The organism is Pseudomonas neuropathica (genome assembly GCF_051174785.1).
GTDB classification, from domain to species: domain Bacteria; phylum Pseudomonadota; class Gammaproteobacteria; order Pseudomonadales; family Pseudomonadaceae; genus Aquipseudomonas; species Aquipseudomonas neuropathica_A.
Genome location: NZ_CP195111.1, coordinates 2,746,631 through 2,762,290, shown reverse-complemented (window position 1 = coordinate 2,762,290; position 15,660 = coordinate 2,746,631). Strand labels below are relative to the sequence as shown.

Annotated in this window: 14 protein-coding genes; 3 read left to right on the top strand and 11 right to left on the bottom strand. The window is 58.2% G+C overall.

Features of this window, described 5'->3' with window-relative positions; all coding sequences use genetic code 11:
- Positions 1-119: 119 nt before the first annotated feature.
- The 3 genes from rpoD to rpsU all read right to left on the bottom strand — a co-directional run bounded on the left by rpoD (position 120) and on the right by rpsU (position 4,696).
- Positions 120-1,964, bottom strand: a complete 1,845-nt coding sequence (rpoD, locus tag ACRRSD_RS12590) for an RNA polymerase sigma factor RpoD (protein ID WP_038363308.1) — start codon at positions 1,962-1,964, stop codon at positions 120-122.
- Between the two features lie 67 nt (positions 1,965-2,031).
- A complete protein-coding gene (gene dnaG / locus ACRRSD_RS12585; protein WP_127930004.1) occupies positions 2,032-3,996 on the bottom strand; it encodes a DNA primase in 1,965 nt (654 codons plus the stop codon).
- A 484-nt stretch (positions 3,997-4,480) separates the two neighbouring features.
- Complete coding sequence (gene rpsU, locus ACRRSD_RS12580; protein ID WP_002551877.1) at positions 4,481-4,696, bottom strand: 30S ribosomal protein S21; 216 nt, start codon at positions 4,694-4,696, stop codon at positions 4,481-4,483.
- Positions 4,697-4,895: 199 nt separating this feature from the next.
- Between rpsU and tsaD the strand changes: the two genes are divergently transcribed.
- On the top strand, positions 4,896-5,921 hold the full coding sequence (gene tsaD / locus ACRRSD_RS12575; protein WP_053124416.1) for a tRNA (adenosine(37)-N6)-threonylcarbamoyltransferase complex transferase subunit TsaD: 1,026 nt from the start codon (positions 4,896-4,898) through the stop codon (positions 5,919-5,921).
- 23 nt (positions 5,922-5,944) lie between these two features.
- Here the strand turns inward: tsaD and plsY are convergent, their stop codons facing one another.
- Entirely contained in the window at positions 5,945-6,514 is a 570-nt protein-coding gene (plsY, locus tag ACRRSD_RS12570) for a glycerol-3-phosphate 1-O-acyltransferase PlsY (protein WP_038363312.1), read from the bottom strand.
- Between the two features lie 74 nt (positions 6,515-6,588).
- Here plsY and folB point away from each other — a divergent pair, with 74 nt between their 5' ends.
- Both folB and folK read left to right on the top strand, forming a co-directional pair.
- Positions 6,589-6,945, top strand: a complete 357-nt coding sequence (folB, locus tag ACRRSD_RS12565; RefSeq protein WP_435038232.1) for a dihydroneopterin aldolase — start codon at positions 6,589-6,591, stop codon at positions 6,943-6,945.
- Complete coding sequence (folK, locus tag ACRRSD_RS12560) at positions 6,936-7,451, top strand: 2-amino-4-hydroxy-6-hydroxymethyldihydropteridine diphosphokinase (protein ID WP_277759541.1); 516 nt, start codon at positions 6,936-6,938, stop codon at positions 7,449-7,451. Before folB ends, folK begins: the two co-directional genes overlap by 10 nt.
- Before the next feature lie 91 nt (positions 7,452-7,542).
- Here the strand turns inward: folK and ACRRSD_RS12555 are convergent, their stop codons facing one another.
- From ACRRSD_RS12555 to apaG, 7 genes are all read right to left on the bottom strand, one after another.
- Entirely contained in the window at positions 7,543-8,766 is a 1,224-nt protein-coding gene (locus ACRRSD_RS12555) for a multifunctional CCA addition/repair protein (RefSeq protein ID WP_435038231.1), read from the bottom strand.
- A gap of 63 nt (positions 8,767-8,829) precedes the next feature.
- Positions 8,830-10,392, bottom strand: a complete 1,563-nt coding sequence (locus tag ACRRSD_RS12550; RefSeq protein ID WP_435038230.1) for a SpoVR family protein — start codon at positions 10,390-10,392, stop codon at positions 8,830-8,832.
- The gene (locus ACRRSD_RS12545) at positions 10,389-11,660 is read right to left on the bottom strand and encodes a YeaH/YhbH family protein (protein ID WP_160059652.1); all 1,272 of its coding nucleotides are present in this window, start codon (positions 11,658-11,660) and stop codon (positions 10,389-10,391) included. The genes ACRRSD_RS12550 and ACRRSD_RS12545 overlap by 4 nt, the downstream gene beginning before the upstream one ends.
- Positions 11,661-11,781: 121 nt before the next feature.
- Complete coding sequence (locus tag ACRRSD_RS12540) at positions 11,782-13,704, bottom strand: PrkA family serine protein kinase (RefSeq protein WP_007910115.1); 1,923 nt, start codon at positions 13,702-13,704, stop codon at positions 11,782-11,784.
- Between the two features lie 297 nt (positions 13,705-14,001).
- Entirely contained in the window at positions 14,002-14,331 is a 330-nt protein-coding gene (gene glpE / locus ACRRSD_RS12535; RefSeq protein WP_016983139.1) for a thiosulfate sulfurtransferase GlpE, read from the bottom strand.
- 33 nt (positions 14,332-14,364) lie between these two features.
- The gene (locus ACRRSD_RS12530; RefSeq protein ID WP_435038229.1) at positions 14,365-15,246 is read right to left on the bottom strand and encodes a symmetrical bis(5'-nucleosyl)-tetraphosphatase; all 882 of its coding nucleotides are present in this window, start codon (positions 15,244-15,246) and stop codon (positions 14,365-14,367) included.
- Positions 15,246-15,626: a Co2+/Mg2+ efflux protein ApaG gene (gene apaG, locus ACRRSD_RS12525; protein ID WP_435038228.1), complete on the bottom strand. Its 381-nt coding sequence runs from the start codon at positions 15,624-15,626 to the stop codon at positions 15,246-15,248. The genes ACRRSD_RS12530 and apaG overlap by 1 nt, the downstream gene beginning before the upstream one ends.
- Positions 15,627-15,660 lie beyond the last annotated feature (34 nt).

Below are 15,660 nucleotides of genomic sequence, written 5' to 3'. Positions count from 1 at the left end.
TCGTTATGGCTCGGGGATGATTGTTTCGAGTGTAGACGGGGTATGGGGGGGAGGGGCGTTGCGAAGGATTTAATCTGCCATACAAACAAAACCCCCGGCCTGGGCCGGGGGTTCTGGTATCACTCGTCGAGGAAGGAGCGCAGATGCTCGCTTCGCGTCGGGTGGCGCAGCTTGCGCAGCGCCTTGGCTTCGATCTGACGGATCCGCTCACGCGTTACGTCAAACTGTTTGCCCACTTCTTCGAGTGTGTGGTCGGTGTTCATGTCGATACCGAAACGCATGCGCAGTACTTTGGCTTCACGGGCAGTGAGGCCGGACAGCACTTCGCGAGTCGCTTCTTTCAGGCTCTCAACAGTGGCAACATCGATTGGCGACTGCATGGTCGAGTCTTCGATGAAGTCACCCAGATGGGAGTCTTCGTCATCACCGATCGGCGTTTCCATGGAGATCGGCTCTTTAGCGATCTTCAATACCTTGCGGATCTTGTCCTCAGGCATTTCCATGCGTTCGCCCAACTCTTCCGGAGTCGGTTCGCGACCCATTTCCTGCAACATCTGCCGGGAAATACGGTTGAGCTTGTTGATCGTCTCGATCATGTGCACCGGAATACGGATGGTGCGGGCCTGGTCGGCGATCGAGCGAGTGATCGCCTGACGGATCCACCAGGTGGCATAAGTCGAGAACTTGTAACCACGACGGTATTCGAACTTGTCTACCGCTTTCATCAGACCAATGTTGCCTTCCTGGATCAGATCGAGGAATTGCAGGCCACGGTTGGTGTACTTCTTGGCGATCGAGATCACCAGACGCAGGTTGGCTTCAACCATCTCTTTCTTCGCGCGGCGGGCCTTGGCCTCACCGATCGACATGCGACGGTTGATGTCCTTGATTTCTGCGATGGTCAGACCGGTTTCGGTTTCCAGCGCGATCAGTTTCTGCTGGCAACGAATGATGTCCGGCTGCACGCGACCGATGGCTTCGGCGTATTTGCTCTTGCCTTTGGCCAGGGCGTCAGACCAGCTTTCGTCGACTTCGTTGCTCGGGAACTGACGCAGGAAATCGGCGCGTGGCATACGTGCATCACGTACACACAGTTGCATGATCGCGCGCTCTTGCTGACGCAGACGATCCAGGGCACCGCGAACACGCTCGACCAGGCCTTCGAATTGCTTCGGTACCAGTTTGATCGGCATGAACAGCTCGGCCAGTGCCAGCAACTCGGCAATCGCTGCCTTGTTGTTGCGACCGTGCTTTTTCAGGGCCTTGCGGGTGATTTCCATCTGGTCAGCCACGGCGCCGAAACGCTGGGCAGCAATGACCGGATCCGGACCGCTTTCGGCTTCTTCTTCGTCATCGGAAGATTCGGCTTCATCGTCGTCGGTGTCGTCGTCGGCTTTCGCCACTTTTGCTTCGACAGGCGGCGGCACTTCGGCAGGCGGCGCAATGCCGTCGTCCGGGTCGATATAACCGCTCAGAACGTCGGACAGGCGACCACCTTCGGTGGTGACGCGGGTGTACTCGGAGAGAATGTGGTCAACCGTGCCAGGGAAGTGCGCGATTGCGCTCATCACTTCACGGATGCCCTCTTCGATACGCTTGGCGATTTCGATTTCGCCTTCACGAGTCAGAAGCTCGACCGTACCCATTTCACGCATGTACATGCGCACCGGGTCAGTGGTGCGACCGATATCGGTCTCCACCGCTGCCAACGCAGCGGCTGCTTCTTCCGCAGCGGCCTCGTCGGTATCGGCGTCGGCCAACATAAGGGCGTCCGCATCCGGAGCACTCTCGTGTACGGGGATCCCCATGTCGTTAATCATGCGGATGATGTCTTCCACCTGCTCAGGATCTGAAATATCCTCGGGCAGGTGGTCGTTGACCTCGGCGTAAGTCAGATACTTCTGCTCACGACCCAGTTTGATCAACTCAATAATACGAGACTGCTGTTGCGCTTTTCCGGACATAACACCCTATCCACTGAAGGTCTTGGCGGGCAAAAAACAAGCCGAGGATTATACCTGAGCTATGACCTCACGCGCCAGTTGAGGTCGGGTTTGATGCGGAAACATTGCGACTTAATAGGTCGCGCAGTTGATTTTTCTCTTCGATACTCAGTTCGCTTTGACGCGCTTTCCTGAGCAACTGTTCCAGATTTCGCTCGCGTTGGCGGGCTGACAAGCTAGTAATGGTGTCGAAAAACTGTTGTTCAAGGTTATCTCCGTCAATCAGCCACTCCTTTTCTGCCAGTGCCTTGAGCAGGCGACCCTGTTCAGTGCCGTGCCATCGCGCGATCAACTGAAATGAGTTTAGCTTGGGATTCTTCTGTACGGCTTCGAGCAGCGCCACAAGTAGCTGGGCGTTGGTCTGATTCTCGTCCGCTATGTGCCCGGCGTCTTCGACACGCTCGGCCAATTGCGGGTGATGGAGCAGGGTGCGCAGGGCGGTCAGGGTCGGCGACTCGACACCAATCGGCGTGCGCGGGCGTTGCTGATCGCGATCACCGCCACGCTTGCCGTTCTTGTCCCAGGGCTTCTTGTCCCACTTTTTGCCGCCAGCGCCGGGTTTCTTTGGCGTCCACTCCTGCTGCGGCACATACATGTCCTGTGCCTGCGGCTGATGGTAGTCGCTGTAGTCCGGCATTGCGTCGTAATCGATGCCCGGGTCGTAGGCGGGCGGCGCTTCCTGCGGCGCGCTTTGTGCGAGCTGGCTGACGGTCTCGCTGCTCAGGCCGGTAATTTCGGTCAGGCGTTGACGCATCAGGATGCGCAGGTTGGCGCCCGGCACTTTGTCGATCAGCGGTGCTGCGAGGGTGGCCATGTGCGCCTTGCCTTCGAGCGAGCGCGGGTCGGCCTCTTCGGTCAGTTGCTGGAAGAAATAATCCGCCAGTGGTTGAGCGTGCTGATTGATTCGCGCTTTGAACGCGTCAGTGCCTTCGGCGCGCACCAGGGTATCCGGGTCTTCGCCTTCCGGCAGAAACAGGAATCGCGCCCGGCGCCCATCCTGCAGGCTCGACAGCGTTGCTTCCAAAGCTCGCCATGCGGCGTTACGGCCGGCCTGGTCGCCGTCGAAACAGAACAATACGTTCGGTACGACGCGGAACAGACGCTTCAAATGTTCTTCGCTGGTCGCGGTGCCCAGCGTCGCTACGGCGTTCTTCAGGCCTTGCTGGGCGAGGGCGATGACGTCCATATACCCTTCGACGACAATGATTTCGTCGAGGTTGCGGTTGTTCTTGCGCGCTTCATAAAGGCCGTAGAGCTCCTGGCCTTTATGGAATACCGGGGTTTCCGGTGAGTTCAGGTATTTCGGCTTGTCGTCGCCGAGAACGCGACCGCCGAATGCGATGATTCGGCCACGGGTATCGCGGATCGGGAACATCACGCGATCGCGGAAGCGGTCATAGCGTTTGCCGGTTTCGGCGTTCTCGATCAGCAGGCCAGCGTCGATCATGGCTTTTTGCTGAAGCGTGTCGCTGCTCAAGTGTTTGAACAGATTGTCCCAGCCCGGCGGTGCGAAGCCGAGACCGAAGTCGCGGGCGATCTCGCCGGTCAGGCCACGGCCTTTGAGGTAATCCACGGCTGCCTTGCGGGCTGGATGGCTCTTGAGCGCCTGCTTGTAAAAATCCGCAGCAGCGGTGAGCAATGGGTATAGCGGCGAATCAGTCGGTTGCCGTGGCTTGCGCTCGCGGCCGCTTTCTTCGCGGGGGATTTCCATGCCGGCAGCTTTCGCCAGATCCTCGACGGCCTGGGGGAAATCCAGATTGTCGTGATCCATGAGAAAGCCGAGGGCATTGCCGCCGGCGCCGCAGCCGAAGCAATAGTAGAACTGCTTGTCGGGGCTGACGCTGAAGGACGGGGTTTTCTCTTTGTGAAACGGGCAACAGGCAGTGTAGTTCTTGCCAGCCTTCTTCAATTGCACGCGCGAACTGACCACGTCGACGATGTCGGTGCGGTTCAGCAGGTCGTCAATGAAGCTCTGGGGAATCAGCCCGGCCATGGCGTACTCGTCGTCTGCGCTGTAATAAGTCCGATGCGAAATGCTGCCGAACGCGGGTCATTGTTTGAAGCGCGCAAAATATGCGGCTCGACCGGTGTCGTCTGCGTAATCGCTGTCGGGAAGTGTATCTGCCGAAAATCCACTGACGTTAGTACTCATCAGTCTTCGACTATTTGAAAGTGTTGCGCTGAATCCGCTGACGGCCGGTAAGGGCCTCGGATAGCTCAATAAAGCGGGCACGCATGCAGGTGCCTTGGGCTGATCGTCGTGAGAGGAATCAGTGGGTGTGCTCGTCAGTAGCCTTGAAAGGCTCGTCAGAAAAGACGTGCACCGCTGGCAAAAGAGCCAGGTCTGACGCGTGAAGCAGATTTGTCTCGGTCGCGTGTGCGGCTTCGACGGTGAAGCATCAAGCGTTTTACGCAAATGCCATTAGCCCGGCTGAGAGCCGGGCTTAGGCAAGAAGCTTGCTACGAACGTCTGTGTATTAGTACAGACGAACGGCGCGGCGCTGTTCGCGCTGAACTTTCTTGGCGTGACGCTTAACAGCGGCTGCTGCTTTGCGCTTACGCTCAGAAGTTGGCTTCTCGTAAAATTCGCGGCTACGAACTTCAGCCAGTACACCGGCTTTTTCGCAGGAGCGCTTGAAACGACGCAGAGCTACGTCGAAGGGTTCGTTCTCTTTAACTTTGACGGCTGGCATCCAGAGCTACCTTCATTCATTACCGGGGTCAACATCCTCGCGGCAAAAGAGCACTTGAAGACGTCGGTTTTTAAGGGTTGCGGATGTTAACCCCTCATCGCTCGGAATGCAAAGCCTCTGATCGAAAACCGCTGGTCGGGGCATCACGCGGCGACTATTATGCGCGCCTTCGAATTCAGCCTAAACAAGGCGCAAACCCATGCTAGTACTGGGATTAGAAACCTCCTGCGACGAAACCGGCGTCGCATTATATGACAGCGAACGCGGCCTGCTGGCCGACGCACTGTTCAGCCAGATCGACCTGCACCGTGCTTATGGCGGTGTGGTGCCGGAGCTGGCCTCGCGTGACCACGTCAAACGCATGCTGCCCTTGATCCGTCAGGTTTTGGCCGAAGCTGACTGCGTGCCGACCGAGATCGATGCGATCGCCTATACCGCGGGTCCTGGCCTGGTTGGCGCGTTGCTGGTCGGTGCCTCCTGTGCTCAAGCACTGGCGTTTGCCTGGGGTATTCCGGCGCTCGGTGTGCACCACATGGAAGGGCATTTGCTGGCGCCGATGCTGGAGCCGAAACCACCCGAATTCCCGTTCGTCGCTTTGTTGGTCTCGGGCGGTCATACGCAGCTGGTTCAGGTTGATGGTATCGGCCAATACACCTTGCTCGGCGAGACACTCGACGATGCCGCCGGCGAAGCATTCGACAAAACCGCGAAGATGATGGGCCTCAATTATCCGGGCGGGCCGGAAATTGCCAAGTTGGCGGAAAAGGGCGTTGCAGGACGTTTCACCTTTCCGCGTCCGATGTGTGATCGCCCGGGTCTGCAATTCAGCTTCAGTGGTCTGAAAACCTCTGCTCTCAACGCCTGGCAGCAGTGCGTCAGCGCCGGGGACGACAACGAGCAAGCCCGTTGCGACATCGCGCTGGCGTTCCAGCAAGCCGTGGTGGAGACTTTGACCATCAAGTGCAAGCGTGCCCTGAAGCAGGCCGGCATGAAGCGTCTGGTGATCGCGGGTGGCGTCAGTGCCAACAAAGCCTTGCGCGTGTCGCTGGAGAAGATGCTCGGCGACATGAAGGGTGATGTGTTCTACGCCCGTCCCGAGTTCTGCACCGACAATGGCGCGATGATCGCGTTTGCCGGTTGCCAGCGCTTGCAGGCCGGTCAGCAGGAAAGTCTGGCAATCAGCGTACAGGCCCGCTGGCCGATGGAGCAATTGTCGCCGTTGTGATGGGTTGCGTTCATGGCCGATATTTAAAAATGTCGTTCGCGCCCGGCAAACAGGTCGCGTAGATTGCCGCGGTGGCGCCAGACAATCAGCAGGGTCAGCGCGCTCATCGGCAGCAGCGCCTCCGGTTCCTGCCAGGCCAGCAATGGCAAGGTCAGGGGCGTGGCGATCAGTGCCGCCAGCGAGCTGGTGCGGGTCAGGTAGAACGTCAGTAGCCAGGCGCACACGGCCAGCAGCGCGGCGGGTGGGTACAGGCCCAGCAGCATGCCGGCAGCGGTGGCAACACCTTTGCCGCCGCGAAAACGGAAGTACAACGGGAACAGGTGACCGATCACGGCACACACGCCGATCCATGCCTGATCCTGCAGCGACAGGCCCACAGCCGAGGCGATCAGCACCGGCACCAGGCCTTTGCACAGATCACCGAGCAGGGTCAGGATCGCCAGTTTGCGACCGGCCAGGCGCAGCATGTTGGTGGCGCCGGCATTGCCCGAGCCACTCATTCGCGGATCCGGATTTCCGGTCAGGCGGCTGAGCAAAATGGCGAAGGACAGCGAGCCGAGCAGGTAGGCGAAAGTCGCCAGTAACCAAAACATGCTAACTATTCCGGGCGAGGACGCCCTGATTCTAACGGCGCATTGCGCCCTTGTCGTGCAGCGGAGAGAAGTGCTTGGACAGAGTGTTTATCGAGGGCCTGGAAGTCGACACCGTGATCGGTGCCTACGACTGGGAGCGCGGCATCCGACAGTGCTTGCGACTTGATCTGAGCTTCGCTTGGGACAATCGCCCGGCAGCCGCCGGTGACGACTTGACCCTGGCGCTCGACTACGCCAGCGTTTCCACGCGGATTCAGACTTTTGCCGAGCAGGCGCAGTTTCAGTTGGTCGAGACCTTTGCCGAGCGTTTGGTCGAAGTGCTGATGAGCGAATTCAAAATCACGTGGGTGCGTCTGAAGCTGACCAAGCCCGGCGCCGTTCCGGCTGCGAAGGGTGGCGTGGGTGTGGAGATCGAGCGCGGATGTCGCTGACTCAGGTCTACCTCGGGCTCGGTAGCAATATCGAGCGCGAAACCCATTTGCGCGCCGGGCTGGATGCTTTGGCGACGTTTCTGGTGGATATCCGTTGTTCGGCGGTGTTCGAGAGTCAGCCGGTGGGGATCAAGAGCGGGCCGTTCTTCAACTTTGTGGTGTCGGCATACACCGACCTGCCGTTGATGGAGCTGGATCGACGTTTGAAATTCATCGAAGCGGATAACGGCCGTTACGCGCCGGATCGCAAGGGCTTGCCGCTGGATATCGACGTGCTGCTGTATGGCGAGCTGGCGGGGAATTTCGACGGTCTGGTTTTGCCGCGGGCGGAAATTCTGAAAAATGCTTTTGTGTTGTGGCCGTTGTCGCTGATTGCGCCGGATCGCGTGCATCCGGGCGTGGGAAAAAGCTTCGCGACGTTGTGGGCTGAGGCGCAGATTGATCAGGTGCTGGCGCCGGTTGCGTTCGAATGGCGTGGCGCGCAATTGACCCCGCAGAATCTTTAAAAGCAAAAGATCGCAGCCTGCGGCAGCTCCTACAGGGAAACGCATATTCCCGTGTAGGAGTTGCCGCAGGCTGCGATCTTTTGATCTTGCTTTAGCTGTTTTCCTTGTAAGCCTTCAACGCTTTCAGGCGCTCACGCTTCAGCGCTTCGCCCAACTCAGGGCCCTTGAATCCCTTCTCCAGCAACGGCTGCACCGCGACCTCCCGGGCGGCCTTCGCCGCACCGCGCAAATAATCCGCTTGTGGATAACTTCGCTGCTCCAGGCCTTTGCGGCCACGGGCATCCATTTCGCATGCGGCGATAAACTCTTCAAACCGCTGCGGTCGGCGATACACATCAAAACTCTGCAGCAGATCCAGCAATGTTGAGGCTTTCAACTCCAGCGCCCGGTGGCCATGGGTGTGGTACTTGCCGACCAGCAAGGCCAACTCCTGACAATCCTTCGGAGCCTTGAAACGTTCGTTGACCGCTTTGATCAGCTTCAGCCCGGTGTGTTCATGGGCGATATGTCGTGGCCACTGTTCTTCCGGGGTCAGGCCTTTGCCGAGGTCATGCAGCAGACAAGCCCAGCGTACGGTCAGCGGTTGTTTGTACAGCGCTGATTGCTCCAGAACGCTGAGCGTGTGCAGGCCGGTGTCGATTTCCGGGTGATGGGCTTCCGGTTGCGGCACGCCAAAAAGCGCATCGATTTCCGGCATCAGTACTTTCAGTGCGCCGCAATCACGCAGCACCTGAATAAACACCTGCGGCTGATCCTCCATCAATGCGCGGGAGATTTCTTTCCAGCTACGTTCGGCGGTCAATGCTTCCAGTTCGCCGGAATCGCTTAGCTCTCGCATCAATTCCAGTGTCTCTGGCGCGACGGTGAAACCCAATCCGGCATAACGGGCGGCAAAGCGGGCAACGCGCAAAACCCGCAGGGGATCTTCGGCGAACGCCGGAGAAACGTGGCGCAGGATTCGAGCTTCCAGGTCGCGCTGACCATGGTACGGATCGGTCAGATTCTGCTGGTCGTCCTCGGCTATGGCGTTGATTGTCAGGTCACGGCGGATCAGGTCTTCTTCAAGCGTCACTTCGGGGCTGGCGTGAAAGGTGAATCCGCCATAACCGCGACCGCTCTTGCGCTCGGTGCGGGCGAGGGCATATTCCTCGCCGCTCTTAGGGTGAAGGAACACCGGGAAATCGGCGCCCACCGGGCGGTAGCCCTTGGCGAGCATTTCTTCCGTTGTGGCGCCGACCACGACCCAATCGATGTCGGTGACCGGTTTGCCCAGCAAGCGATCACGAACTGCACCGCCAACCTTGAAAATCTGCATAAAAAACCTCCGTTAGCCCGACAGGATAACCCTTGCGTCAGACTTTCGGAGGCTGCAAGCGGATCAAAGATGAATCACGGCCAGGTCCAGCCGACCGTAATCCCCTTCGCTGTGGTCACTGCGTGGCGGAACGTGATGGGTTTTCATGATCTGATCGCCCTGCAGGGTTTCCAGATGAATATCGAAGCCCCACAGGCGATGCAGATGTTTGAGCACCTCTTCGGTGGATTCGCCCAATGGTTTGCGGTCATGTTGTTGATGGCGCAGGGTCAGCGAACGATCACCACGCCGGTCAATGCTGTAGATCTGCACGTTCGGTTCACGATTGCCGAGGTTGTACTGCGCTGCCAGGGTTTCGCGAATGATCCGGTAGCCGGGTTCGTCATGAATCGCAGGCACCAGCAAGTCGTCCTTCTGATCGTCATCCATGATGCTGAACAGTTTCAGGTCACGGATTACTTTTGGTGACAGGTACTGCAGGATGAAGCTCTCATCCTTGAAGCTGCTCATGGCGAACTTGATGGTCGACAGCCAGTCGGTCCCGGCGATTTCCGGGAACCAGCGACGATCCTCCTCGGTAGGTTCTTCACACATGCGCCGGATGTCCCGATACATTGCAAAGCCCAGCGCGTAGGGGTTGATGCCGTTGTAGTAGGGGCTGTCGAAACCCGGTTGAAACACCACGCTGGTGTGCGAGGTGAGGAATTCCATCATGAAGCCGTCGGTGACCAGCCCTTCGTCGTACAGGTCGTTCATCAGCGTGTAGTGCCAGAACGTCGCCCAGCCTTCGTTCATCACCTGGGTCTGGCGTTGTGGATAGAAATACTGGGCGATCTTGCGCACGATCCGCACGATTTCGCGCTGCCACGGCTCGAGCAACGGCGCGTGTTTCTCGATGAAGTACAGGATGTTTTCCTGTGGCTCGGCCGGGAAGCGCGCGTTGTCCCTATCGCTGTACTTGTCTGCGCCTTTGGGGATGGTGCGCCACAGATCGTTGATCTGCTTTTGCAGGTGCTCTTCGCGATCTTTCTGCCGACGCCGCTCCTCTTCGGCTGATATCGGGTACGGCCGTTTGTAACGGTCGACGCCGTAGTTCATCAGGGCATGGCAGGAGTCGAGCAAGTCTTCCACGGCATCGATGCCGTGGCGCTCCTCGCACTGCATGATGTACTGCTTGGCAAACACCAGGTAATCGATGATCGAGCTGGCATCGGTCCAGGTGCGGAACAGGTAGTTGCCCTTGAAGAAACTGTTGTGGCCGTAGCACGCGTGCGCCACCACCAGCGCCTGCATGCAGATGGTGTTTTCTTCCATCAGATAGGCAATGCACGGATCGGAGTTGATCACGATTTCGTAGGCCAGGCCCATCTGCCCGCGGCTGTAGGACTTTTCGGTGCTGAGGAAGTGTTTGCCGTAGGACCAATGGTGGTAACCCAGCGGCATGCCGACCGAGGCGTAGGCGTCCATCATCTGCTCGGCGGTAATCACTTCAATCTGGTTGGGATAGGTATCCAGCGCATAACGAGCCGCGATGCGGGCGATTTCGCGGTCGTAGGTCTGAATCAGCTCGAACGTCCATTCCGAGCCGGTGGAAATGGGTTGGCGCTTCTGCTCTTTGGCGGTCATGTCACTAACCTGCGCTGGAAGAGTTCACGGAAGACCGGATAGATATCTCCGGCCGAGACCAGTTGCTGCTGGGCAAAAGTGTCAGAAAAGGCTTCGGCGATGCGTTCGTACTCGTACCACAAGGCCTGATGTTCGCGCGGGGTGATCTCCACGTAAGTGTAGTACTGCACAAACGGCATGATCTGGTTGATCAGGATGTCGCGGCAGATCGGCGAGTCGTCGTTCCAGTTATCACCGTCGGACGCCTGCGCCGCGTAGATGTTCCACTCGTTGCTCGGGTAACGCTCGGCCATGATCTCCTGCATCAGTTTCAATGCGCTTGAAACGATGGTGCCGCCGGTTTCCCGTGAATAGAAAAACTCCTCTTCGTCGACTTCCCGGGCACTGGTGTGATGGCGGATGAATACCACGTCGATCTTGTCGTAGTTCCGTTTCAGGAACAGGTACAACAAGATGAAAAAGCGTTTGGCGATGTCCTTGGTCGCCTGGGTCATGGATCCGGAAACATCCATCAGGCAAAACATCACCGCTTTCGAACTGGGGTTCGGCTGTTTGATCAGGAGGTTGTATTTCAAGTCGAAGGTGTCGAGGAACGGAACGCGATGAATGCGCGCACTTAGTTTTTCGATTTCGGCTTCAAGCTCCTGAATATCGCCGAAGTTGTCTGGCTCTTCGCGTTTCAGACGTTCGAGTTCTTCTTTGGCTTCACGCAGCTTCGCCCGGCTGCTGCCGGAAAGGGCGATGCGCCGGGCGTGCGCCGAGCGCAAGGTCCGGATGATGTTGATCCGTGACGGGTTGCCCTCGTTGCTGATGCCGGCACGTACGGTCTTGAAAGTGTCGGTACCGCTGAGATTGCGTTTGACCAGGTTCGGCAGTTCGAGGTCTTCGAACATGAACTCGAGAAATTCTTCCTGGGTGATCTGGAAGACGAATTCGTCCATGCCCTCGCCGGAATTACCGGCCTTGCCCGGGCCGCGTCCGCCGCCACCTCCCGGTGGTCGGGCAATGTGTTCTCCAGCGGTGAATTCCTTGTTCCCCGGATGCACCACGGTCTGCTTGCCGCCACGACCATGGTGAAGCACCGGTTCGTCGATGTCGCGACCGGGAATGCTGATCTGTTCGCCGTGTTCCATATCGGTGATGGAGCGCCGGCTGACCGCCTCTTCGACAGCCTTCTTGATGTGGTCACGGTAGCGCCGCAGGAAACGCTGGCGGTTTACCGTGCTCTTGTTCTTGCCATTGAGACGTCGGTCGATCACATAACTCATAGGAAGCCCTCCGGGCAGCTTCAAGTTGTGAGCCTCAAGCTGCAAGTAAAAGCAGGTTCCCGGGGATCACTGGGTTACGCGCTTTGTTCTTGCAGCTCGTAGCTGAAAGCTTGCTGCTGCTTCACTGCGACTTCCGGACCCGTAGGTACCATTCGGACAGCAGTCGTACCTGTTTGTCGGTATAGCCACGTTCGACCATGCGTGTAACGAAGTCGTTGTGCTTTTGCTGATCCTCTTTGCTGGCCTTGGCGTTGAAGCTGATGACTGGCAGCAGGTCCTCTGTGTTGGAGAACATTTTCTTCTCGATGACCACCCGCAGTTTTTCGTAACTGAGCCAGGTCGGGTTCTTGCCGTTGTTGTTGGCCCGCGCGCGCAATACGAAGTTGACGATCTCGTTGCGGAAATCCTTTGGATTGCTGATGCCGGCCGGCTTCTCGATTTTCTCCAGTTCTTCGTTCAGCGCGACGCGGTTGAGGATCTCGCCGGTTTCCGGATCGCGGTACTCCTGATCCTGAATCCAGAAGTCGGCGTACAACACGTAGCGGTCGAAGATGTTCTGGCCGTACTCGCTGTAAGACTCCAGGTAAGCGGTCTGGATCTCCTTGCCGATGAATTCGATATAACGCGGTGCCAGGTATTCCTTGAGGTAGCGCAGATAGCGCTCGCGGGTTTCGGCCTGGAATTGTTCCTGTTCGATCTGCTGTTCCAGCACATAGAGCAGGTGCACCGGGTTGGCGGCGATTTCGTGCGGATCGAAGTTGAAGACCTTGGAGAGGATCTTGAACGCGAAGCGGGTCGACAGACCGTTCATGCCTTCGTCGACACCGGCCGAGTCGCGGTATTCCTGAATCGACTTGGCCTTCGGATCAGTGTCTTTGAGGTTCTCGCCGTCGTAGACGCGCATCTTCGAATAGATGTTGGAGTTTTCCGGCTCCTTGAGGCGCGATAGCACAGTGAACTGCGCGAGCATCTTCAAGGTGTCAGGCGCGCAATGAGCTTTGGCCAGCGAGCTGTTGAACAGCAGTTTGTCGTAGATCTTCACTTCGTCGCTGACGCGCAGGCAGTACGGCACTTTGACGATATAGATCCGGTCGATGAACGCTTCGTTGTTCTTGTTGTTGCGGAAGGTGTGCCATTCCGATTCGTTGGAGTGGGCGAGCAGGATGCCGGTGAACGGAATCGCGCCGAGGCCTTCGGTACTGTTGTAGTTGCCTTCCTGAGTCGCGGTCAGCAATGGGTGCAGCACCTTGATCGGTGCCTTGAACATTTCGACGAATTCCATCAGGCCCTGGTTGGCCCGGCACAGCGCACCGGAGTAGCTATAAGCGTCGGCGTCGTTCTGAGGGTATTCCTCGAGTTTGCGGATGTCGACTTTACCAACCAGAGCGGAAATGTCCTGGTTGTTCTCGTCGCCCGGTTCGGTCTTGGCCACGGCGATCTGATTAAGGATCGACGGGTACAGTTTGACCACGCGGAACTGGCTGATGTCGCCACCAAATTCGGCCAGGCGTTTGGTCGCCCATGGCGACATGATCGTATTCAGGTAGCGCCGCGGGATACCGAAGTCTTCTTCGAGGATCGCGCCATCTTCGGTGGCGTTGAACAGGCCCAGTGGCGATTCGAATACCGGCGAGCCCTTGATCGCATAGAAGGGCACTTTTTCGATCAGTTGTTTCAGCTTCTCGGCCAGGGACGATTTACCGCCGCCGACAGGGCCGAGCAGATAAAGGATCTGTTTCTTCTCTTCCAGGCCTTGGGCGGCATGGCGGAAATACGAGACGATCTGGTCGATGCATTCTTCCATCCCGTGGAAGTCTTCAAAGGCCGGATAGCGACGGATCACCTTGTTGGAGAAGATGCGTGACAGCCTCGAGTTGGTCGAGGTGTCGAGCAGTTCCGGCTCGCCGATGGCCAGTAACAGACGCTCGGCAGCGGAAACGTAGGCGCTACGGTCTTTCTTGCACAGCTCCAGGTACTCTTGCAGCGAGAGTTCTTCCTGGCGTGTGGACTCGAAGCGTTGTTGGAAGTGGCTAAAGATACTCATGACGTCACCTCGCTCGATACGTGGAGCCGACGCCGGATCACTCAGTCGATGCTGGCAAACAGCCGTTATGGCAGCTGTTTGTTTACCCCCCAGAACACTTCCACGATCGACAATCGTGAAAGTCACTCCCGATGACCCGTGCGCCGGTGTACCGGCTCTCCCCTGATTTGGATGGCCTGGGCTTAAGGATAGTTGGGAATTCGGGAGGTAAAGGCGAGATACGTAATTAGTTGTGGCAAGACCGTTCGTCTGCCCGCGCAGGCCCACGGCAGCCGGGGCCTGCGCGTGACAAAAAAATTATTCGGCGGTGCCTTGCGCGGTTTCTGCAGGATACGTCGTACGCCACAGCTCGAAGCCGCCGTCCATGCTGTAAACGTCGGAGAAGCCTTGGCTGATCAGGTACGCCGCGGCACCCTGGCTGGAGTTGCCGTGGTAGCAGACGACCACGGTCGGTGCATCAAGGTCGGCGCCTTGAATGAAGGCATGCAAGGAATGATTGTCCAGATGCTTCGAGCCGCTGATATGCAGGGCGGCAAAAGTCGCCGGGTCGCGCACGTCGACGACAACGGCGCCTTGTTCACGCAGGGCCTGGGCCTGTTCCGGGGGGATTCGTTTGAATTCGCTCATGGCGGGTTCCTGTTGCTCGGCTGAAAGCGCAGTCTAACGCGGTGCGCTGACTGGCGAAGTTTGGGGGATAAGTGGTGCGACGGTCGGGGCGAGGCCGCCGTGTTCATCGCATTTGCATGACAGCCGTTCGCCGCTGTCGACATTCATCAGGGTCAGGCTGCCGCCCCAGACACAACCAGTGTCCAGTGCCGAGATGCCTGGCTCATGGATATTACCTTCGAGTGCCGCCCAGTGGCCGAAGATGATCCGCAAGCCTTTGGTCTTGCGATCCTTGTGCTGGAACCACGGTTTGTAGCCGGGCGGGGCGGTGTCGAGACCTTCCTTGCTCTTGAGGTCGAGTTTGCCTTCGGCGGTGCAGAAGCGCATGCGCGTGAAGTAGTTGGTGATGACGCGCAGGCGGGTTACGCCTTTGAGGTCGTTGTCCCATTTCGCCGGATCGTTGCCGTACATGCCGTCGAGGTAGGCGGGAAACAGGTTGTCGTCACGCAGGGCGGTTTCGACTTCGTCAGCGCATTTCAAGGCGCGACGCAGCGACCATTGCGGTGGAATGCCGGCGTGAACCATGGCGACATCACGCGTCTCGTCGTAGTGCATGAGCTTTTGTTGGCGTACCCACTCCAGCAGTTCGGCGCTGTCCGGCGCCTCGAGAATCTCGCGCAGGGTGTCGGACTTCTTCAAACGCTCGATATTCTTTGCGGCAGCAAGCAGGTGCAGGTCGTGGTTGCCGAGCACGCAGATCAGCGATTCACGCATGCCGTACAGAAAACGCAGGGTTTCCAGTGATTGCGGGCCACGGTTGACCAGGTCACCGACCAGCCACAGTCGATCAAGCTTTGGGTCGAACGCGACTTGCTTGAGCAGGCATTTGAGGGGTTCGAGGCAGCCCTGCAGGTCGCCAACGGCATACGTTGCCATCAGTGCAGGGCTCCGGGCACCGCCAAGCGGAATGGAGCGATGATGGCGTCGAAATGCTTACCGTCGTCGGCAATCATCTGATAGGTGCCCTGCATGGTGCCGACCTTGGTGGTCATGACCGTGCCGCTGCTGTAGGTGTGGTTTTCGCCGACCTGGATCAGGGGCTGCAAGCCTACAACGCCCGCACCCTTGACCTCCTCGACATGCCCGTCACCGTCGGTGATCACCCAGTGCCGCGACAGCAGTTTCGCCGGTAGCACGCCATTGTTGTGCACGGTAATGGTGTACGCGAAGGCAAAGCGGTTTTGCTCGGGTTGCGATTGTTCTGCCAGATAGCGGGTAACGACGCTGACATCAACCTGGTAACGGGAATCGGACATGCAAGAGGCCTTAAACGAAGCGGAACGCGGGGCG